Raw genomic sequence first — 20,151 nt, forward strand, 5'->3', positions numbered from 1 at the left:
ACCGGGAGGAACCCTATGCACTTGATTCAGGAAAATAAATGCCACGGCGGATATTGGCGCCGCTATCAGCACGACTCGGAAACCTGCGGTTGTCTGATGACTTTTTCCGTGTTCGTTCCCGCTGCTGCGGAGGAAGGAAAGTGCGCCACCTTGTTCTGGCTTTCCGGTTTGACCTGCACAGACCAGAACTTCGTGCAGAAGGCGGACGTCGAATCCGCCGCCGCGGAATACGGCTTTATCGTGGTGGCGCCTGACACCAGCCCCCGCAATGTGGGCCTGGACGGCGAAGATCTCAGCTATGACTTTGGCTCCGGCGCCGGGTTTTACGTGGATGCGACGGAAGCGCCCTGGCGTTCCAATTACCGTATGTATTCCTACGTGACGGAAGAGCTGTACTCGCTGGTGGCTGACAACCTGCCCATGGACCCGGAGCGCACTGGCGTATTCGGCCATTCCATGGGCGGGCATGGCGCGCTGACTATCGCGCTTAAGCAACCGGAAAAATTCCGTTCAGTCTCCGCCTTTGCGCCGATTTGCGCACCCATGTCCTGCCCTTGGGGTAAGAAAGCCTTGGCGGGCTATTTAGGAACGGACCAGGAAAACTGGAAAGCCTATGATTCTGTGGCGCTGATCGAATCCGGGGCGAAAGTGAAGACGATTCTGGTGGACCAGGGGGATAAGGATGAGTTCCTGGCGGAGCAATTGAACCCAGAGCTGCTGAAGGCCGCCTGCGCGGAGAAAGACATTCCGCTGACTCTGAACTATCGCTCTGGATATGATCACAGCTACTTTTTCATTAAGACATTCATTCGCGATCATGTGCAGCATCACCACAAGATGCTCAATGACGTAAATAGATGAGAATGTATCGTTAACCTGAATAAACTCGGAGATAAGTGGGATATGAAAGGAAGCTGTCTGTGCGGCGCCATTCAATATGAAGTGAAAACCTTCGAAGAAAACGTGTCCCACTGCCATTGCTCCAAGTGCCGCAAGTTTCACGGCGCAGCGACGGGAACTTATGGCGTGGTGAACAAAGCAAACTTCGCCTGGACGGCGGGAGAAGACCGCATCGCGGTATATCGGTCATCAGATCAGGCGGAGCGGGGCTTCTGCCCCCAGTGCGGTTCCAGCCTGTATTTCCGGTTTCTCAGCAACCCGGACTTTATCGACATCGCCCTGGGAACCCTGGACGAAGAACCGGACCAACTGCCGAAAGATCACATCTACACCGCATCCAAGGCGAAATGGTGCGTCATTGGCGATGGCTTGCCTCAGTATCCTGGGGCAAGACCAATTATCGATGAGTAACTCAACCAGGTTATAAGTAAAGTCGGCGAACCCTGCTGAGCTTCTATTCGGCGGCTGTGCATAAAAAGGAATCAAATGGACAGAGATGTAATGCCACTGAATCGCCCAGGTTTGTCGGAGGCTAATCGGTATAGGCGTGGCGTGACCATCCGGCAAGGAATAGTCACGTCGCTCATCGGCCACCCAAATGTCTAAAAATATCTAGAAATGTCTAAACTAAGACTTGTTAGACATTCGCCAGGACTTGCCTTCAGGCTCAATCAGCCCCTCTTGTTTCAGGGCCTGTAGCAGGTTCTTGACCTTATTATCCTTTTGGGTGGCATCCAGAACATCGGGCAACTTGTCTAAAAGCAGTCTGTTAATGTCTACACGCTTTGCTGTACCGAACTTCTCCAGATATTCAATTATCATCTGCTTGTAGTGCTGATCATCAAAGGCTCTGTTGCGGATATACTGCGCTCGTTCCCCGCTATGGTCGGCCACTTGCGCAGAGATATGAAAGTTAGGTTTGCGGCCTTCGATCAGGCCGAGCACTTTGAGGTGTTTGGCCTGATCCTCAGTGAGCGGTTTACGCTTTTGCACTCGGTCCAGCAGCAGAATGTCTTCTAGAGTCAAGTCTGGGTATTCTGCTAGCTTTCTCGCGTAGGCCATATCCACTACTCGGCCAGTAATGGTTACCTGAACGCGGTTATCCTGTAGCTCGTATTCTGGAAGAGGGAAATAGCGTTTCTTCTGGATGAGAAACATCTTGCGAATGCCGCTGCCGATGGTATCAATAATCGTCGGGATTTATCCAACGTGCTGCACGAAGTGCGCCTGTCATCGAAGCCGCGGCAGCGTGGCAAGGCGGGCGTTTACGTTTCCGCCACCGCCATTAACCCGGAACACTTCGACATGACGGACGACAAGTTTACGGAGCTGGAGGACACGTATACCGCCGGCATTATGAACGCCTTGGGGGAAGGTCAGATCCTGGTTTGTGGTGAAAGCGGCGACATCGAGATAGGCGACTACATTGTCACCTCAAGCCGACCCGGCGTTGGCATGCGCCAGGAGGATGACGTGCTGCGTAGCTACACCATCGCGGAGGCCCGCGAGGCGGTTAACTGGACAGAGGAGGGGAGCGACGAGAGATTGATCTCGTGTAAGTATCTTTGTGGATGAGGAGGGTGCTCCTCCTCACGCCTGCGCGATTTGAGTAAATGCCAGCTTGATGAAACTGGAGCTAGGCCCAGAGCCCCAAGGGACAGCAGTTCCTTGGTGGATCTATACTTCATCTATTGCATACTTTGGAACAAAATTGTAACAGCTAGCCAGCTTTCAGTGGTCCAGAGGAGCACTGGCTCCGTCCGATTCTCCCAGCCGTAGGGATAGAGCTTGCTATTTAATCTCTTTCCAAGCGACAGTGGACTGTTTAAAAAACGGCGCACTACTATGGTGATAAGAGGCTCACACGGTTTTCGTGAATAAAATCATGAATTTGTGCACTGGAATCAGTGGACAGGTGGATGAATCTTCCCACCATTGAAAATCGCGCATGTGCGATATAAAAATGTTAACTTAAAGAGACCAGAGTGAAGTTTTTTAATAAAGTTCTATACAGGTTTCAGTACGCTAAATATGCTAGACAGCTACCCTTTTATCTGATTCGGCATTTTGGAGTTAAGGCGAACTACTCCCCTGGCCAAGTAGATGAAATGATCTCCAAATATGGACTAAATGTTAGATTTTCTCCTATAGGTTATGCGCTCTTTTGTAAACCCGAAGTATATCTAAACCTTGCTAAGACCTATCAACCTTGTCCTAATAGGGAGCAAATTAGAAGCAAGGTTGCTGATATGTATTTCCGAGGAGATATTGGGTATTCGCTTTATGAGCTTATGCAGGTCTCATTGTTTAAATCGGACTGGAAAAATCCGGGCTATTCATCAAGTAGCGAGTATTGGGATTTGATGGCAAAATTTAAGCGATAAAGTTAGTAAGTTTAGACAATCAGACGCGATAAAACCGCGCTGCTTCTAAAAACGTTATACATCTATTCAGGTGCACGGCTATTAATTAGAATTGATAAAATGGCGTTGTATTTTGGAATGAAAAAGATCAAGAATATAGGGAGCCGTTGATTCGTGGTTTGTCAGCATAAAAGCCTAACAAGTGGCTGTTGTCGGACGTGTCTACGCTGCGCTTCGTCACGCCGCAAAGCCAGGCGTTATAAGGCTATGGAGAGTAGGCAGTGTGGCTAAAAATCGCTAATGCTATAGCTGTAAGTATCTTGGCTGCTGCCATATTTTTCTATGCTGGTGTCTTTTCAAATTCATTTAGCCAGAACATGTGCTATTCAGAGGTCTTGTCAAAGCTAGGCTCTGACGCCGAACTGGTTGCACACTCTGAAAACAAAGAAGCCTTCAAGAATTGGGCAAGATTTATTAATAAATTGCCTAACCATGGCTACGAGTCCGACTGCCAAGAAATACTTAAATATTTAGATTCTAAAAAATCATATGCGAAATAGCCGTATAACAATGCGCTCAAATCGCTCAAATCGCTCAAATCGCTCACTTCGTTCGCTGGGACGGGCTAAAACCCGCCCCTTAGCCAAACGTTAAATGTCCAAGGTACGTATGAAAGAATTGCATGAAATCATAGATGAAGTTAAAGATGAAAAGAGCTTCTTAGATTTTGCGAAAGCACTAATGAAGGATCGTGAAGTACATGAGGGTGCGCCTGTAGATGAGGTTGGGTTTGCGGGAGACTGGGCGAACAACGATATTTCCGGTTTCTTAGAATCAGCAATTGCCTGGGTAGAAGATTCTGATTTTGGTGTTAGACAAGATGCTGAGCTTAAGTCAAATAAGTGGAAACAATTCGCGGTGTTTTTGTATTGCGGAAAAATATATGAGTAGCCCCGAATTTAACAAGTTTGTCCAGCCGACGTTTTGGTCTTCTCTCCTTTTTGTGCATGGCCTTCGGCCATTTTTGCACAATAATCCACTACAACCAAAACGCGGCTGACAAAGGCGTTATACGAGAAGATGAAATATCGAGTCAGCAAAGAAAATATCGAGTTTAAGATAGATGACGAGAGCATCACGAGACTAGTTCGTGCAGTACTTAAGGTAGTCGTGCCGTCGAAATTTAATAAGCTGTATTTTCTTGGTATAGAAGGCTACTACTATCCAGATATGAATGAAATGAAGAATTCTGGTCTGGTGGTACTCACTGAAAGTAATCACTCAACCCTAATAAAAAGGGAAAGACTAATTCATAGGCATGGTTGTGCAGTTCTCGTCCCTAGTTTAAATGGCATAGTAAAGCATAACGAATGGCAACCTGTTTGTGAGCGTATTGCAAGTGAATACCGAGAAATCGTATAACAATCGGCAGCCGGGCTGGTGTGCCGGGCGTTAGGCGGCAGGAGAGAGTAAGTTGATCGTAGCAGAAACGACTGGAATTTCGATTTCACTTGATCCTCTGGAAACTGAAGATCAGGTCGGTTCGATTAAATTTGATCTAAATATTAAGTTTAATACTCAAAATCAGGCCTCTGAGTTCACTTTAAATAATCTATGGATTGAAGAAGCTGAACTTAATAAGTTTGAAACGCAACTTTAAAAAAAGCAGGTTTCTGAACTTGTTGATATGGGTGGTTTTACTATTCTTCGCCTACAGCATGTTGATGATTTTACCAAGATAGAAATAAACCCAAATAAAGAACGCATGTCTCAAGAATACGATCGAATTAATATCTCCATGTATGTAGAGTATAATTTAATCACATGTTTATATCGGGCGCTTAATGATTACGCAAAGTGGTGGTAAAGCGCCTAACAAGGCAATGCAATCTGACTCCGCAACCTGTCACTCGTTTTGCCCTAAACCCGGCAAAACCAGCGCCAGATTGCTACGCAGTTGATTGCGGCGTTATAGGTAAATCAGAATGAGCTTTACTGTTGATTTGATTCTTACGGACATTCCTGAAAACAATAAGGATGCATGGTCGTTTATAGAGAAGTTACGAGAGGAATATTATGAAGACAAATCTGTCGCCCATTCTAAATTACAAGAATTCCACGAAGTTTTGACAAAGAAGTACCCTTGTCTTTGCAGCTTCGCTGATGACGATCCTGAAATGGAAAATAGCCCATGGGCTGATGGCCCCATGATAGAAAATTTCGCAAGCAAAATGGGAATGGTGGCAATAGTTTGGTCTAGAGCTGATGAAGTATTCCCATTTGTTTTAGATAGCGCACTAGCATTGGACATAATCGTTGCTGATGGGCAAAGTGGAAAAATCTACCGCCCTGGTATGTGAACAGAAGCTCAGAACAAACCATGGTGGAGAATTTGGTAACAACCCATAACAAGGCGGTGTTGTCGCCTTCGGCTGGGACTGCCATTCCGCTGGCGCTCCATGTTAGCCCCAAACCGCGGCGTTAGGCAGAAATATGGAATTCATAAGTTACGCCCATCAAGACTTGTCTCTTAAGAGTATCAAAAAGCTGGCCAAGCAATATGATGGTGTTAACGTTTGGGATCTCATGGGAATTGATGAAGATGAGTTTCCGTTTCTAATATGGGAGTCCGAAGAGAGTTATAGTGTAATATACTGGACAAAACACAGCGGAATGATGACAAGTTTAGATGGTTGTCCTGTGCTTAATTATGCTTTTGCGCTTTGGTTAAAGGGAAATGCACATCCCGTATTTTCTAATATAGAAGACGCAGAAAAGTATGCAGAAGAACACAATTGGCCGAATAGCTAAATCGCCTAACAAGGTTGTCAAATTGACAGTTTATCCGTCGCTCTTTTTTGTGCTTGATAGCACAAGCGGGCTCCTCCAAAACTGCAATTTACAACGGCGTTAACTTATACGAGAGATTATGGGTTCCGTCACTGAGTCAATAGAAAACTATGAAGTTGTTTTGAAGTCTGCTAGGAATATGGTTTTATCTGGAGCACAAGCGTCCGATGTACTGCGTTATCTAGTTATCGAATGCGGAATACTTGGGAAAGCTCAACTGATTATTGTATTTTGTAAGGGTTTTGGCATTGAACTACGAAGGGCTAGCTGTATTGGAGGCTGGTGGCACGACGATAGTGGCGAACTATCTGACGAGAGAATTAACGAGCTGCTAAACCCAGAGTTATCAAAATATGTGTCTAGCCATGAAAAAAGTTAACAAGTATATCCAGTTGACGTTTTGGCCTACGCTTCGTTTTGGAGTGACTTCTCCACTTTACGCCAAAACTACACTTCAACCAAAATGCAACTGACATAGGCGTTATGCGATTTGAAAAATGAACGAAGATCATAATATCCGATCGTACAAATTGAACGATGATGGAAGTCTAAAGCTACAAAGATTTTACTTTGATTCTCGTTTGTGGCTTATAGTGGTTGCAATTTCAGATGGTGACGTTGAGAGCTATATTTGGTGGAGTATGGAGGACGCAACGGTTCGTGAGTCTTGGGAAACTGTTGCTCTTGAGATCAAAGAAAGACTAAGCGACTCTATTGGTAATAGTTTTGATAGAGTTAGGAAATTGAAAGATTATTGTCCCACAGGATGGGGGCTCTGGGGCTTGGGTAACCCAGCTTGTATTCGCAATAATGATTTGTTTGATGACTTGAATGAGCAAGTATTTCAGGAAGCAACTAGCAAGTTGTAGTCCCGAGCATAACAAGGTGTCGGACTTGGCCCCAGCTGCGTTCCACCAGCATATGTTCGCTTCGCTCACATTAACATATGCTGGTTCCACTCCACTGGACCAGTTGACGAGGCGTTAGGTGGAAACTATGAATAGATCAGAGATTCTTAATTCCATAAGTTGGAAAGAGGAAGAAGAATGGTTTGGGACTGCTCAAGTCGTGGTTCCGGTACTTGGAGGTAAAATAGAGATTCAGTTCCTGGTCGAAAATGAGAGAGATATTTCAGATAGATCTGTAAGAATTGTTAATGAATTGCTTCAACTTGACGAGAGCCATTTAATCAAGATTAAGCATTTTCTTTGGGAAGATTGCAAATTGTACTGTGAAGCTACAGGCTATGGTTTTGATGTGAGCGAAGGCAAAAATGAGACTGAAGTAAATCACCGGGAGTTTGGTGTATTTAACGAAACTGACGCTTATCGCACAAGTAATCTTTTATATGTGATGATCTGTGAGGAAGACGAAAAGTTTGAAGGAAACTATGCTCGTCTTACGTTTGACAACGAATGGAATGGAAATTTGTGTGTTGTGGTCATGAAGGGTGGTGATATTGTGGGATATGGTGATGATGGTTTATACATTGGGGAGTTCGAAGATGTTTCCACCTAACAAACGCATCCAGCCGACCCACAACGGATCGCGGCTGATGTGAAGCGTTATAAGTAAAACTTTATGTTCGAGAAAGTAGATAGCATCTTCAATAATAAAGAACCTGAGTGATATGAGTCGGAAGATCCAACTCCGCGGGAGCAATGTCCGTGCTGCGACTATATTTCTTTAGCCGAGCGTGGCAACTATTTGATTTGTCCAATTTGCTTTTGGGAGGATGAAGGCGGATACGTTGATGAACTTGACTCGTACTCGGGCCCTAATCACATGCCCCTTAGAAATGGGAGAGCAAATTTTAAGCATATAAGTGCTTGCGACGAAAAGATGAAAGAGAATGTGCTCTCGGAGAGTGAAAGGAAATACTTTGAATATAAACCAAGAAACTTATAACCACTCGCTGAATAAAGACGCAAACAACTACGCGCTTATTAGCTGAGTGTTATGCATTGGAGTGAGCCATGAGTCCAGATGAAATAGTTGAAAATCTTAGGTGTTTGGGATGGCGTGAATATACTCGAACGATTCGCTTTGCAATCAAGGATAATATAGATATTGCAGAGGAGAATTTGATATACGCGATTATTGAAATACCTGAACACTATAAGATCTCGTCATTGGCTCGTTACTCTAATGCTGTAAGGCCTATTACAAAGTGTTCTTACGAGAGTATAAAGCAAGCAATTATTCAAGAGGAATGTGTGGAGTCTTACAAGGAGCATTTACTTCAAGAGTTAGCGAACGCTAAGGTAGTTGAATAAAAAATAATAAAGCAGTATAACAATAAATGGTCCTATCAGTGTATGGGGAAATGCATACCTAATCCTAATTACCATCCTTCCTAAGTCATGCTATGCTGTATATATATACAGTTAAATGCTTGATTTCACAGGAGGCCTCCATGGCACGAAACAAAGTGCAGTTTCAAAAAGGCTACAGTCTGGGCGAATTCTTTCAAGCCTATGGTACTGAAGGGCAGTGTTTCGATGCGTTATTCCAGTGGCGATGGCCCAACGGCTTTCAATGCCCGTTTTGTGCCCATGATCAGTATTGCAAGTTGACTCAGCGCCAACTGCTGCAATGCAATCGGTGTCGTCGGCAAACCTCCATTACTGCCGGAACTATTTTACAGTCCACTAAGCTGCCTCTGACGCTCTGGTTTCAAGCTATGTACCTGATCACTCAGGACAAAAAAGGGCTTTCCGCAATGAGGCTTCATCGGCAGTTGGGCATATCCTACAACGCCGCCTGGCGCCTGAAGCATAAGCTCATGCAAGTCATGATGGAACGCGATGATGATCGGAAGCTGGCGGGCTTTATCGAAGTGGATGATGCCTATCTGGGCGGTGAACGAGCCGGCGGCAAGCGAGGGCGTGGCGCCGATGCAAAGACGCCTTTCGTCGCAGCCGTGGAGACCACGAGTGAAGGCCATCCGACACGCATTCGGTTATCGGTCGTCAAGGGCTTTAAAACCCAGGAGATCTTGAATTGGAGCCAAAAATATCTGGAGGTTGGCAGTACCGTGATCTCGGATGGCTTGGCCTGTTTCAATGCCGTGTCGGAAATCGGCTGTGCGCATGACCGGATTGTCTGTGGCGGCGGACGAGCCTCCGTGGAAGAGCCGGAGTTTTACTGGGTAAATACGGTATTAGGTAACTTGAAGACTTCGTTGCGCAGCACCTACCACGCGGTGCGATCCAAATACGCGCAACGCTATTTATCGGAATTCCAGTATCGATTTAATCGCCGATTTGATCTACGCATCCTAATACCCCGCTTGGCTTATGCGGCTGTCAGGACGCCGCCAATGCCAGAAAAGCTTCTGAAGATCGGCTTAGGTTGAGTGGTAATTAGGAATGCATAAGTATCTAAATAAAATTAATCTTATACTCCTGTCCAAATTTTGACAGGACATCGGTGACTGACTCCTTCAGTCTCTCAAACGTCTCATGCGAACCTAGCGGCAGCCAGTTGTACTTCACCTTTCGCCACAAGATCTCTATCAGGTTTAGCTCCGGTGAATATTTCGGAAAATAGATTGGCCATATGCTTTTGTCCATCCAATCCCACCTGTGCCGACGAAACTCTGCAGATCGGTGCACGGAGGCGTTGTCCAGGAGCACCACAGCATTCTTTAGTGGATCTTTACTCTCCGCCAGTTTATTAAAAAGCGCCACCACTTGTGCGGAATCCACCCGTTCCTCGGTTGTATGGAAAATCAGCTTCTGGCGGCGGTTCATAAACCCCAGAACGTTCAGCCTCTTGCTGTGCGAGTAAGATTTCAGCCGCGTCGACTGGCCCACGGGACTCCAGCCATAAGGCAGGTTGGAACGCTGGCTGAAGCCTGATTCATCAAAGTAGTAAAGGTCGATTTCGCCCGCATCCTCCCATGATTGAAGCTCTTTCGCAAAGCCTTGAAACTGGTGGAAAGCGTCTTCATCTCGCAGAGCGCGCAGCGAAAATCGAAATCGAAATAGTGTTGCGGTGGAAGTCGATAATCTCGGCAATGTTATCGATTTTATACCCTTTATTACTCAGCAATATGGCGTGACAGCGAATACGGAAGCGGGAATTCGGGCTGTAACGGAATCCATCAGTTAGTGTTTTGATTTCGGCAGGTTTAAGATGATTGACGTACTTCACGGTGCAAAATATGATCAGCTCGGGTGGTCGTAAGTAGCCTATTTTATTAGGAAATTTATATTTTTCTACTTAGCAGTAGATAGAGTGTAATTCTCCTGATTCTTTCGGTTACACTAACGTCTTGATAAATCCTGCCTTGTCCTATAAAAATGAGTGGTGTTGAGAAGAATGATGATGTGCAAAATGAATTTTGCATTTTTAATTATATACGTCTTTTTGTCATGCTATAGCTTTAATTATGTTGAGTGAGAAATGGTTGACTGATTGTTTATTTAGTCGTAATCCAAATCTGAAATTGAGTAGCGGTACGAGGTTAGCTTTTCTATTTCTTCCGAACGAAATCCACTGAATACGATAGACTCCGAGAGCCGCGCTAGCATGGCGAACGCGTTCACATCATTTTCACTGTCACTATGTATTTCCCACTGATCTTCCTCATAGCGAATAAGCGCGGAGACGTCAGCTAACTCCAGGCGGTTTTCTAAGAGAGCGTTCTTTACCTTGCTCATAATGACTTCAAGGTTGGGGAGAGATTCCTCAGCTGAAATTATAGGTACGTAGGCTTCCGCGAAATAGAACTCACAGCCGTCTATATCAATGGAGCATCCTGATAAAGGTCTGCTTTTTGTGAATGCGATCCAAATATTAGTCATACTTTTCGTCGACGTCTTAATGATGTGATTTTAGAAACGGTTTAGTTTAAGAAAAGTTAAGATATTTAAAATAACTGCTTTTTACAATCCGGGGTACATGTATCTAATATGTCGTTTAATTGAGCTGATTATGAATTGTGCTAATTCTTTTGTGAGTTAACACAACAAAATGACATGGTTAGATGTCTTTGTATGAAATGGCTTCAGCTTTAGGAGTGCAGCCCGTTGTTTTTTGTCAGACTCATGAAGCGTTGTTCATCACCCATTCAGCTCTAACCCACTACACTTAATTAACCAATGTTAATAGCCTATCCTGCGTTCGCGGTGGACGGGGCTTTGCGCCTCGGCGTATAAATAGGCCTAGTCCCCCTCGACCAGACAGTTGCCCGGAAGTCAGATGTTAAAGAAAGTCCTACCGCTAGCGGTGTTAGCCTTATTTGTCGGCGTCGCCTATCTCGCCACTGAGTTCAAACCTCAGGCGAAGCCTCAAAAGGAGCACCCGCAGCCCGCTATCAGCGTTGAAACCCAAACGCTGCAAACCGAAGTGTTTCCTGTGCGAATCTCCACCTTTGGCATTGTGCAGCCGCGTACGCAAAGCGCCATCGTGGCGCAGGTATCCGGGCAGGTGATGGACGTGTCGCCGAATTTGCGGGATGGCGGATTCTTCGCCAAAGGCGAGGTGCTGTTGAAAGTCGATCCTGTGGATTATCAGGTGCAGTTGCGCATCGCCGAAGGCGCGGTGACGGAAGCGAAGCTGGCGCTGGCGGAGGAAGAGGCGCGAGTGCGTCAGGCGAAGAAGGATTGGGAAAAAATCGGCGGCGTTAAAAACGCCTCGGATCTTGCGCTACGTAAACCGCAGCTGGCTGCGGCGCAGGCCCGGGTACAGACTGCTATCGCCCAGCTTACGCAGGCGCGCATCAACCTGGAGCGAACTGAAATCAAAGCGCCGTACGCCGGGCGCGTGCTCAAGAAGCAGGTGGATCTTGGCTCAGTAGTGTCGCCGCAGACCACGTTGGCGGAAATTTACGCTACGGATTATGTCGAAGTGCGCCTTCCCCTCAACAATACCGACCTGGGCTTTATCGACTTGCCAGAACAGCGCCGGGGCGGCGAGCCGCCTGGGGTGACGATTTTTAATAACCTAGCCAGCACCAAAGAAAGCTGGCGCGGAAAGATCGTGCGGACAGAGGGAGCCATTGACGCTACGACCCAGCAGCTCTACGTGGTCGCTCAAATCGATGATCCTTTCGGGCTTCAGGATGCTGAACGTTATCCATTGAAAATTGGCCAGTATGTCAGCGCGGAAATTCAGGGGCGGCGTTTGCCGGAGGCCTTGGTGATTCCTGTCTCCACTATTTATCAGGGCAGTTATGTGTATGTGGCCAAAGGGGACGTATTGCACAGGCAAAACATAGAGATTGGCTGGCAAAGCGGTAAGTCCGCCCTGATCAGCGAAGGCCTGCAGGCGGGTGAGGAGCTGATCCTGACGCCCCTGGGACAGGTCAACAGCGGCGTGCGAATCAAGCGCGCACAGAATGAACCTGAAAAAGTGGCGCGCCGCAATGCGGAAAAGACGACTGACGCAACTGCTGGAGACGTGCAGTGATCGCCTGGTTCGCCCGTAATCATGTCGCCGCCAACTTATTAATGCTGACGATCCTGGCGCTAGGGCTGGGGTCCTTGAGTCAACGTTTGCCGTTGGAGGTATTCCCCAGCGTTGAGCCTTCCAACATCTCCATTTCCGTTTCCCTTCGCGGCGCCACCCCGGAAGAAGTGGAGGAGGGCGTCAGCGTCAAAATCGAAGAGGCGGTGCAGGACCTGGAAGGCGTCGAGCAAATCGTCAGTCGTTCCTCTGAGGGCGGCGCTTCCGTCACTGTGGAAGTGGATAGCGACTATGACGCCCGTCAGCTGCTGGCGGATGTGAAAAGCCGGGTGGATTCCATCAACTCCTTCCCGGGAGATGTGGAAAAACCGGTTATCAGTCTGGCCCAGCATACCCGGGAAGTGATTACCGTCGCTATCGCCGGCCCCTATCCCGAATCCGAGATCCGCACCTTGGCGGAGCACGTGCGCGATGACATGCTGCGTCTGGAGGGCGTCACGCAAGTGGCTTTGGATGGCGTGCGCAACTACGAAATTTCTATTGAGGCGCCCAAAGCGACCCTGCAGCGCTACGGCATTACGCTGCAGACCATCGCCCAGGCCATCAGCAAGAGTTCGCTGGATATCTCAGCGGGCAATATTCAGACCGATGGCGGCGAGGTATTGATTCGCTCCAAAGGCCAGGCCTATCGCCGCGATGATTTTGAAGACATTGTGGTGCTAACCCGGCGCGACGGTAGTTTCGTTCGGGTGCGCGATCTGGCGACAGTGGTGGACGGGTTTGAGGAAGGGCGCGTGCTCACGCGCTTCAACGGTCAGCCGGCGGCGTTCGTAGATGTATTCAGGGTGGGTGACCAAAGCGCTATCGGCGTCGCCGACAAGGTCAAGGAGTATATCGAACGCAAGCAGAGCAGCCTGCCTGTCGGAGTCGAGCTGACCTATTGGCGCGACTTTTCCAAGCTGGTGAAAAAGCGTCTGCAGACCCTGACGGACAACGCGATCCAGGGCGGCATTCTGGTATTGCTGCTGCTGACTCTGTTTTTAAGGCCGTCGGTGGCGTTCTGGGTCTTTTGCGGCATTCCCATTTCTTTTATGGGAGCTTTTCTGGTGATGCCGTACTTTGGCGTCACCTTAAACATATTCACCCTGTTCGCTTTTATTCTGGTGTTGGGGATCGTGGTGGACGACGCCATCGTCACCGGGGAAAGCGTCTATACCCATCTGCGGCGAGCGGAAAACGGCCTGCAGGCGGCCATTGACGGAACCCGGGAAGTGGCGGCGCCGGTCACTTTCGGCGTATTGACCACCATGGCGGCCTTTATGCCTATCGCTTTTATCGAAGGCGTGCGCGGGCAGCTATTCGCGCAGATTGTGGTCGTGGTGCTGCCGATATTCGTGTTCTCGCTGATCGAGTCCAAACTCATATTGCCCGCTCATTTGAAGCATGTGCGCATCAACCCGGACCCTAATGCAGGGTCGCGACTGGAGCGCTGGCAACGGGCTTTCGCCGATGGTTTTGAGAGCGCGATCCTGCGTTATTACCACCCGGTATTACACTGGACCCTGCGCAATCGTTACCTGTTTTTGTCCTTCGCGGTGGGCTCTTTTATCTTGTTGAGCACGTTGGTGGCGTCCGGCTGGATCAACTTTGTGTTCTTCCCCAGGGTGCAGAGCGAGATCGCCAGGGCGTCGCTGACCATGCCTCAGGGAACGCCTTTCGAGGTGACGGACCGCTATGTCTCCAAGATGGCGGACGCCGCCTTCAAGCTCAAGGAAAAGTATCGCGATCCGCAGACCGGGGAAGATCTGATTCTGGATGTCCTGGCCACCAGCGGCGGCTCCAGCGGCTCTCATGTAGGGCGGGTGATTTTTGAAATCGTAGCGCCGGAGGAACGGGACACGGCGGTCACCAGCAACGAACTGGTTAACGAATGGCGGCGTCTGATCGGCGTGGTTCCCGGCGCTGAATCTTTGACGTTTCGGGCGGAGATCGGCCGGGTGTCCGACCCGATCGACATTCAGTTTTCCGGCAATAACTTTGAGACGCTGAAAGCGGTGGGCGATCAGGTCAAAGCGAGGCTGGCGAGCTATCCCACGGTGTTTGACATCACCGACAGCCTGTCGGACGGCAAGGAAGAGCTGCAGGTGGAACTGAAGCCTGAAGCGTATGCGCTGGGATTGAACCGTGCGGACGTCATCAATCAGATCCGGCAGGCGTTTTATGGTTATCAGGTGCAGCGCATTCAGCGCGGGCGCGACGACGTGCGCGTGATGGTGCGTTATCCGCGCTCCGACCGTCAGTCCGTCAGCGACTTGCAGAGTCTGCGTATCGCCGCATCCGACGGTCGCTTGATTCCATTGGGCGAAATCGCCGAGCTTAAACCGGGCCTGAGCCCCACTACGATTTATCGCATTGACCGTTATCGCACCATGAACGTGCGCGCGGATATCGACAAGCAGAATACCAATATGCTGGCTCTGCAGGAGGATATGACCCGTTTCCTCGACGATTTGATGCTGCAACACCCGGACATTCAGTACAGTTGGGAAGGCGAGGCGAAGGAGCAGCGGGAGTCTTTTGACAGCCTCAAGTGGGGGCTGCTGTTCGTGCTGTTTATGATCTACAGCCTGTTGGCGATTCCATTCAAGTCATACATCCAGCCGCTCATCGTGATGACGGTGATTCCCTTTGGCGCCATCGGCGCGGTGCTGGGTCACTGGATCATGGGAATAGACCTGAGCCTGACCAGCCTGCTTGGCATGCTGGCGTTGATCGGGGTGGTGGTGAACGACAGTCTGGTGCTGGTGGACTTCATCAACAAGCATCGTGATGACAAGGAAAACGGCGGCAATCTGATGACGGCGGTGTTGAGCGCGGGCGTGGCCCGATTCCGGCCGGTGATGCTCACATCCCTGACGACCTTTATCGGCCTGATGCCGTTGCTATTCGAAAAATCCACCCAGGCGCAGTTCCTGATTCCCATGGCGGTCTCGCTGGGCTTTGGTATTTTGTTCGCCACTTTCCTGACGTTGCTGCTGGTGCCCGTGAATTATGTGGTCATCGAAGATCTGAAGCGGTTGTTTCAACCTGGACGAACGCTGCGTGAGGACGCCGCCTGACAGGCGGCGTCAGTTGTTCAGCCAATCCACATCCTGGCCGAGATAATTGCGGTAAAGCTGCTGGATGGACTGGTCCTGATACATGCTTTTCAGTTCATTCTGTAGCCGCTCCACCAGCTTCGGCGGCGTACTCAGGTTGCAGCCCATCGCCCTGAGCGTGGTGAGGAAGACATGCTCCAGCTTGATGGGAAGACTGCTCTGATTGATGCTCACCGCCGCTGATACGGTGTCGCTGGCCCACAGGTTCACCCGTTTAAGCTGCAACTTGCGGATATTCAGATCATTGCTGGACGTGAGATCCACATTGAAGCCCAGTTTCTCCAGATATTCGCCGACGCCACTGCCCAGATAACTGCCGATCACCAACGGTTTGGCGTCATTCAGGGTGCGAATGTTGTAATTGTCCGTCAGGTTGGAATAGAAACCGTGTCGGGTAATGAGGATTGGGCTGACCCAGTGAAACAAAGCTTCCCGGGCCTGACTGCGCTCGATCGCCAGCACGCAGTTGTTGGGTTCCGACAAGGCGGTGACGTAAGCGCGCTTCGGCGGCAGGAACAGGACGCTATAGTCTACCTCGGCGCGTTGGAACAGCATGTTGAGAATATCAATGGCCAGTCCCGCCGGACGCTCATTGCGCAACTCCATGAAAGGCGGTTGCGCGTACGCCAGCACTTGAATTTTCTCCCCTTCGGCAAGAACGGGGACAGAGTGAATCAGCATCCAGGTTAGGCCGGCGGCCAGTAGTCGCGTCAAGGGGTTAATTCCAGACTTTGATTGACTCTTCATAGCTTAGCGTCTTTCCAGGAGGGTGTTCGTTGCGTTCCGGCTTGGGAGCTCCTGGGGCCTTCAGCCAGAACTCGCCTGAGGTCTCCGGATTAAGCCGGGGTGAGCAGGGGCCGGGTTCTTCCCGCCCCACGGTGTCCAGGCCCCGGTCCATCGCTCGGGCGAGATCCTGCATGACCTCGTCCACCGGACGGGCGCCTTCCAGAGCCAGTGAAATGTATTTCCACCAAAGGGGAGACAACTTCGCATAATTGGGAACGTTGGAGCCGGTCGGCGTCCAGTAGTTGCGGGCGTTGGAGCGATAAAACTCCACCAGTCCGCCCAGCATAGGGGCTTTCTCCGTCATGACCGACGAGTTGATGTCCGACAGGCGGATGGGCGTCAGCCCCACCAATGTTTTCTTGAGCGAAACCGTTTTCGATACCGTGAACTGAGCATAAAGCCAAGCCGCCCGCCGACGGTCTGCGGGGGTATTTTTCAGCAGCGTCCAGGAGCCCGCGTCCTGATAGCCGGACTTCATGCCTTCTTCCCAGTATGCGCCCACCGGCGAGGGCGCGATGCGCCATTTAGGCTCACCGTTGGCGTTGACGATGGGCAGACCGGGTTGGGTGGCCTGGGCGACGAAGGCGGTATACCAGAATATCTGTTGCGCAATCTGCCCCGTGCCGACCCAGCCGCCGGCTTCTGTGAAAGTCAGATTGGCCGCCTGTGGCGGCGCATATTTAAACCAGTCGACGAATTTGCGAATGGCGTAGTTCGCCGCCGGGCTGTCCAGCGCCCCGCCGCGCCGCATGCTGGCGCCCACCGGCCGGCAGCCCTCTACACGGATGCCCCATTCGTCCACAGGGGCTCCATTGGGAATGCCGCGATCCCCCATGCCCGCCATGGACAGCCAGGCGTCTGAAATGCGCCAGCCCAGAGACGGATCGGTTTTGCCGTAATCCATATGTCCCCAGACCGGGTGGCCGTCCAGTTCCTTGACGTGAACGGTGAAAAATTCAGCAATGTCCTCGTAGGCGGACCAGTTGACCGGCACACCCAGCTCATAACCATATAAGCGGCGAAAGCGCTCGCGCAGGTCGGTGCGGTTGAACCAGTCATAGCGATACCAATACAGGTTGGCGAATTGCTGGTCGGGGAGTTGATAAACCTTGCCGTCCGGGGCAGTGGTGAATTTGAGTCCGATAAAGTCCTGCAGATCCAGCGTCGGCAGTGTGACGGAGGCGCCCTCCTGCAGCATGTAGTCGGTGAGCGCGACCACCGCGCCGCTGCGATAATGGGCGCCGATCAGGTCGGAGTCGCTGATGAACGCGTCGTAAATATTGATCCCGGTTTCGATTTGAGAGAGCAGTTTGCGCACAAGGTCGTCTTCCCCCGTGATTTCATGCACGACGCGAATGCCGGTGATGTCTTCAAAAGCTTTGGAGAGAATATTGGCTTCATACCAGTGGGTGTCGATCGTCTCTGATACTACGTAGATGGTCATGCCCCGAAAAGGCTCCGCCGCCTTATGAAACCAGTGCAACTCGGCGGCCTGCTCTTTGCGGCTGAGAGTGGAAACGGAAAATTCGCCGTCTAACCAATAGGAGACGGTTTCCTCCGAGAGCTTGGGCGCTGCGAGGGCGTCGCCGCACAACGCGAGACAGAGCACTCCAGAGGCGAGGATTTTGGGCGCTACGGATGCGCTGCGACAGCGTAAGTTGGAAAGCACCGGAAGTGAACGCTCGCTTGTCATTGGGGGTTATTATTGTCGCTCTAATACAACAATCTAGCCCAATATGCCGCTTTCATCCATGATCTGGATCGGAAAAGCGGTTGAAAGTCGTTAAATTACAGCGGCTAAGCAGGTTACCTTGAGCGGCGCAGCGAGAGACGCATTTCGTTCAACAGGTGACTTCGAAGTGCGCTTCCCAACCCCAGGTTGAGGTCCGGTTGACGGCGATTGGACAGATGCAGGATCTGCTGGTAATACCAGGCCGCCTGAGCCTGATTGTTGAGCGCCCTTACCAATTTGGAGGGACTTTGCGGTCCCCAATAACCGGCCAGCGCCAGCTCTTTCTCCGTCGGGTGCGTCCGGGCGATAGCGCCGGCGAACAACTTGCGGGGGAAGTCCGGGTCCGTGCAGAAGGGACGGGCGACGCCGATCATCTGCGTCGCGCCCGCGGCGATGGCGTCATTCATGCCGGGACGACTACGGAAACCGCCTGTGACCATCAGCGGCGTCGTCACCGCTTTGGCGACTGCTTCTGCGTATTCCAGAAAAAACGCCTCCCGGCGCCACGCACCTGCGGGGCGTTTGTCGCTTTCCGTCGCCAGAAAAGCTGGATTTTCATAGGCTCCGCCTGACAATTCCAGTAAGTCCACGCCGGCCTGTTGCAGCCAGCGCGCGACCTCTACGCACTCATCAATAGCGAAGCCGCCTTGCTGGAAGTCGGCGGAATTCAGCTTCACCGCGACAGGGAAGTCCGCGCCGACGCGGGCTCTGACTTCCTCCACGGTCGCTAACAGAAAGCGGGCGCGATTCTCCAGCGACCCGCCCCACTCATCCTTGCGTTGGTTGGTCAGGGGCGATAAAAACTGGCTGCCCAGGTAGCCATGGGCGCTGTGTATTTGCACGCCGGTGAAGCCGGCTTCTCGCGCCAGCGCGGCGCTGACGCCGAAGCGGCGGATAATGGCGTTGATCTCGCTGCCCGGCAGGATGCGGGGCATGGCGAAATTGCCCGCCATGCGCAATTGCACCGCGGATGGCGCGACCGGCTTGCTATTGCTGAATCGAGAGCATTGCCGCCCCGGATGATTGAGCTGCATCCACAGGTGAACGTCGCATTCGGTGACGACCTCCGCCCACAGGCGAAAACGGGAAAGAGCCTCCGCGTTCTCCAGCACTACGTTGCCGCTGCGCTCCAGATAGCGGCGATCCACCATGACGTTGCCGGTGATCAGGAGTCCGGCTCCGCCTTCCGCCCAGCGCTGATAGAGCTGATTGAGCTGCGGCGTCGGGAGATCATCGCCGTCCGCCAGCCCCTCGGTCATCGCTGATTTGGCGATACGGTTGGGAATGACGGCGCCGCAGGGCAATGTCAGCGGCGATGCGATATTCGCAGCGACGATGGGCGCGGGTGTTGAAGCGATGGCGAGGGACATGAATGACTCCTGACAACCTGATCTGAATTCGAAATGCCGCCATGGCTATGGGAATGAGTGTCGGCGGCATGGAGTTTATAACCGCAAACGCGTCCTGACGCCAGTACCCGCAGGCTTGTGTGGAGGAGAATCAGGCGTCGTTGTTGCCGGCGCCTTCCGGCATTTCGTTGTTGGCGACCGGGCGTCGGTTGGAGCGTTTGTCGTCCCAGCTAAGGTCTTTGGGGTCGTACCAGCCGATGCTGTGCAGCACGGCCTGACGGGTATGTTCGGAGAGGGTGTCCCAAAGCGCCTGAAAATTTTCCAGTCCGCGCTCACGGCGGGCGGCGACTTTGCTGTTTAACTCGGAAGTGATGGTGGGAAGACGCAGCGCGTCGCCCAATTGCCCGGGCCTGACGATCACCTGGCCCCACACTTTTTTCTTGTGGGTGCGTGCGGCCAGCACTTGTTTCAGTGCGTCGGCGGCGAGGCGGGCGCTGATAATATCGAAGTCTTCGCTGAGCATAACAATCGTATTGGCGAGCAATAAAAGATCGCAGTATCGCAAAACGTATAATTTTAGCACGCTTCCTCAGGGATTG

Annotated in this window: 24 protein-coding genes and 1 pseudogene; 18 read left to right on the forward strand and 7 right to left on the reverse strand. The window is 51.0% G+C overall.

All coding sequences use genetic code 11. The features are described from left to right. Positions 1–15 precede the first annotated feature (15 nt). Both fghA and HCH_RS06510 read left to right on the forward strand, forming a co-directional pair. Positions 16–861, forward strand: a complete 846-nt coding sequence (gene fghA, locus HCH_RS06505; RefSeq protein WP_011395380.1) for an S-formylglutathione hydrolase — start codon at positions 16–18, stop codon at positions 859–861. Between the two features lie 42 nt (positions 862–903). After that, complete coding sequence (locus HCH_RS06510) at positions 904–1,311, forward strand: GFA family protein (RefSeq protein ID WP_011395381.1); 408 nt, start codon at positions 904–906, stop codon at positions 1,309–1,311. 216 nt (positions 1,312–1,527) lie between these two features. On the opposite strand, the gene HCH_RS06515 is transcribed toward HCH_RS06510, so the two are convergent. Beyond that, entirely contained in the window at positions 1,528–2,058 is a 531-nt protein-coding gene (locus HCH_RS06515; protein ID WP_011395382.1) for a hypothetical protein, read from the reverse strand. Positions 2,059–2,109: 51 nt separating this feature from the next. Between HCH_RS06515 and HCH_RS06520 the strand changes: the two genes are divergently transcribed. The 14 genes and pseudogenes from HCH_RS06520 (at position 2,110) to HCH_RS06575 (ending at position 9,471) form a co-directional block, all read left to right on the forward strand. Beyond that, positions 2,110–2,475 (forward strand): hypothetical protein, encoded by a 366-nt coding sequence (locus HCH_RS06520; protein ID WP_011395383.1) that lies wholly within the window; start codon positions 2,110–2,112, stop codon positions 2,473–2,475. 410 nt (positions 2,476–2,885) lie between these two features. After that, positions 2,886–3,284, forward strand: a complete 399-nt coding sequence (locus tag HCH_RS34140; RefSeq protein ID WP_041598468.1) for a DUF6559 family protein — start codon at positions 2,886–2,888, stop codon at positions 3,282–3,284. Between the two features lie 260 nt (positions 3,285–3,544). Further along, positions 3,545–3,823: a hypothetical protein gene (locus tag HCH_RS06530; protein ID WP_041598469.1), complete on the forward strand. Its 279-nt coding sequence runs from the start codon at positions 3,545–3,547 to the stop codon at positions 3,821–3,823. 109 nt (positions 3,824–3,932) lie between these two features. Beyond that, entirely contained in the window at positions 3,933–4,214 is a 282-nt protein-coding gene (locus HCH_RS06535) for a DUF7660 family protein (protein ID WP_041599291.1), read from the forward strand. 129 nt (positions 4,215–4,343) lie between these two features. Then, positions 4,344–4,685: a hypothetical protein gene (locus tag HCH_RS06540; RefSeq protein WP_041598470.1), complete on the forward strand. Its 342-nt coding sequence runs from the start codon at positions 4,344–4,346 to the stop codon at positions 4,683–4,685. A 52-nt stretch (positions 4,686–4,737) separates the two neighbouring features. Continuing rightward, positions 4,738–4,923, forward strand: coding sequence for a hypothetical protein (locus HCH_RS06545; protein ID WP_011395386.1), 186 nt, complete (start codon positions 4,738–4,740; stop codon positions 4,921–4,923). A 325-nt stretch (positions 4,924–5,248) separates the two neighbouring features. Next, the gene (locus HCH_RS06550; protein WP_041598471.1) at positions 5,249–5,623 is read left to right on the forward strand and encodes a hypothetical protein; all 375 of its coding nucleotides are present in this window, start codon (positions 5,249–5,251) and stop codon (positions 5,621–5,623) included. 133 nt (positions 5,624–5,756) lie between these two features. Next, entirely contained in the window at positions 5,757–6,074 is a 318-nt protein-coding gene (locus tag HCH_RS06555) for a hypothetical protein (RefSeq protein ID WP_011395388.1), read from the forward strand. A gap of 118 nt (positions 6,075–6,192) precedes the next feature. Next, on the forward strand, positions 6,193–6,492 hold the full coding sequence (locus tag HCH_RS34145) for a hypothetical protein (protein WP_158304932.1): 300 nt from the start codon (positions 6,193–6,195) through the stop codon (positions 6,490–6,492). Positions 6,493–6,610: 118 nt separating this feature from the next. Further along, a complete protein-coding gene (locus HCH_RS06560; RefSeq protein WP_011395389.1) occupies positions 6,611–6,982 on the forward strand; it encodes a hypothetical protein in 372 nt (123 codons plus the stop codon). Positions 6,983–7,109: 127 nt separating this feature from the next. After that, a complete protein-coding gene (locus HCH_RS06565) occupies positions 7,110–7,631 on the forward strand; it encodes a DUF6985 domain-containing protein (protein ID WP_011395390.1) in 522 nt (173 codons plus the stop codon). 153 nt (positions 7,632–7,784) lie between these two features. Then, positions 7,785–8,021, forward strand: a pseudogene (locus tag HCH_RS35165) (CPCC family cysteine-rich protein); the annotation flags it as partial. A 68-nt stretch (positions 8,022–8,089) separates the two neighbouring features. Then, complete coding sequence (locus HCH_RS06570; protein WP_041598472.1) at positions 8,090–8,389, forward strand: hypothetical protein; 300 nt, start codon at positions 8,090–8,092, stop codon at positions 8,387–8,389. Positions 8,390–8,529: 140 nt separating this feature from the next. Continuing rightward, positions 8,530–9,471 carry an IS1595-like element ISHch1 family transposase gene (locus HCH_RS06575; protein ID WP_011395391.1) on the forward strand — a complete coding sequence of 314 codons (942 nt, stop codon included), beginning with the start codon at positions 8,530–8,532 and terminating at the stop codon, positions 9,469–9,471. 25 nt (positions 9,472–9,496) lie between these two features. Here the strand turns inward: HCH_RS06575 and HCH_RS06580 are convergent, their stop codons facing one another. After that, on the reverse strand, positions 9,497–10,135 hold the full coding sequence (locus HCH_RS06580; RefSeq protein ID WP_011395392.1) for an IS630 family transposase: 639 nt from the start codon (positions 10,133–10,135) through the stop codon (positions 9,497–9,499). Positions 10,136–10,543: 408 nt separating this feature from the next. Then, positions 10,544–10,780 carry a hypothetical protein gene (locus HCH_RS33600; protein WP_148212503.1) on the reverse strand — a complete coding sequence of 79 codons (237 nt, stop codon included), beginning with the start codon at positions 10,778–10,780 and terminating at the stop codon, positions 10,544–10,546. Between the two features lie 541 nt (positions 10,781–11,321). On the opposite strand from HCH_RS33600, the gene HCH_RS06590 reads away from it, so the two are divergent. Next, a complete protein-coding gene (locus tag HCH_RS06590) occupies positions 11,322–12,530 on the forward strand; it encodes an efflux RND transporter periplasmic adaptor subunit (protein WP_011395396.1) in 1,209 nt (402 codons plus the stop codon). Continuing rightward, positions 12,527–15,646, forward strand: a complete 3,120-nt coding sequence (locus HCH_RS06595; protein WP_011395397.1) for an efflux RND transporter permease subunit — start codon at positions 12,527–12,529, stop codon at positions 15,644–15,646. The genes HCH_RS06590 and HCH_RS06595 overlap by 4 nt, the downstream gene beginning before the upstream one ends. A 9-nt stretch (positions 15,647–15,655) precedes the next feature. Here the strand turns inward: HCH_RS06595 and HCH_RS06600 are convergent, their stop codons facing one another. The 4 genes from HCH_RS06600 to HCH_RS06615 all read right to left on the reverse strand — a co-directional run bounded on the left by HCH_RS06600 (position 15,656) and on the right by HCH_RS06615 (position 20,135). After that, entirely contained in the window at positions 15,656–16,432 is a 777-nt protein-coding gene (locus HCH_RS06600) for a substrate-binding periplasmic protein (protein ID WP_011395398.1), read from the reverse strand. Further along, the gene (locus HCH_RS06605) at positions 16,404–18,164 is read right to left on the reverse strand and encodes an ABC transporter substrate-binding protein (protein ID WP_011395399.1); all 1,761 of its coding nucleotides are present in this window, start codon (positions 18,162–18,164) and stop codon (positions 16,404–16,406) included. The genes HCH_RS06600 and HCH_RS06605 overlap by 29 nt, the downstream gene beginning before the upstream one ends. A 113-nt stretch (positions 18,165–18,277) precedes the next feature. Then, on the reverse strand, positions 18,278–19,573 hold the full coding sequence (locus tag HCH_RS06610) for an NADH:flavin oxidoreductase/NADH oxidase family protein (RefSeq protein ID WP_011395400.1): 1,296 nt from the start codon (positions 19,571–19,573) through the stop codon (positions 18,278–18,280). 130 nt (positions 19,574–19,703) lie between these two features. Beyond that, positions 19,704–20,135 (reverse strand): hypothetical protein, encoded by a 432-nt coding sequence (locus HCH_RS06615; protein WP_011395401.1) that lies wholly within the window; start codon positions 20,133–20,135, stop codon positions 19,704–19,706. Positions 20,136–20,151 lie beyond the last annotated feature (16 nt).

This window comes from Hahella chejuensis KCTC 2396 (assembly GCF_000012985.1).
Taxonomy (GTDB): Bacteria; Pseudomonadota; Gammaproteobacteria; order Pseudomonadales; family Oleiphilaceae; genus Hahella; species Hahella chejuensis.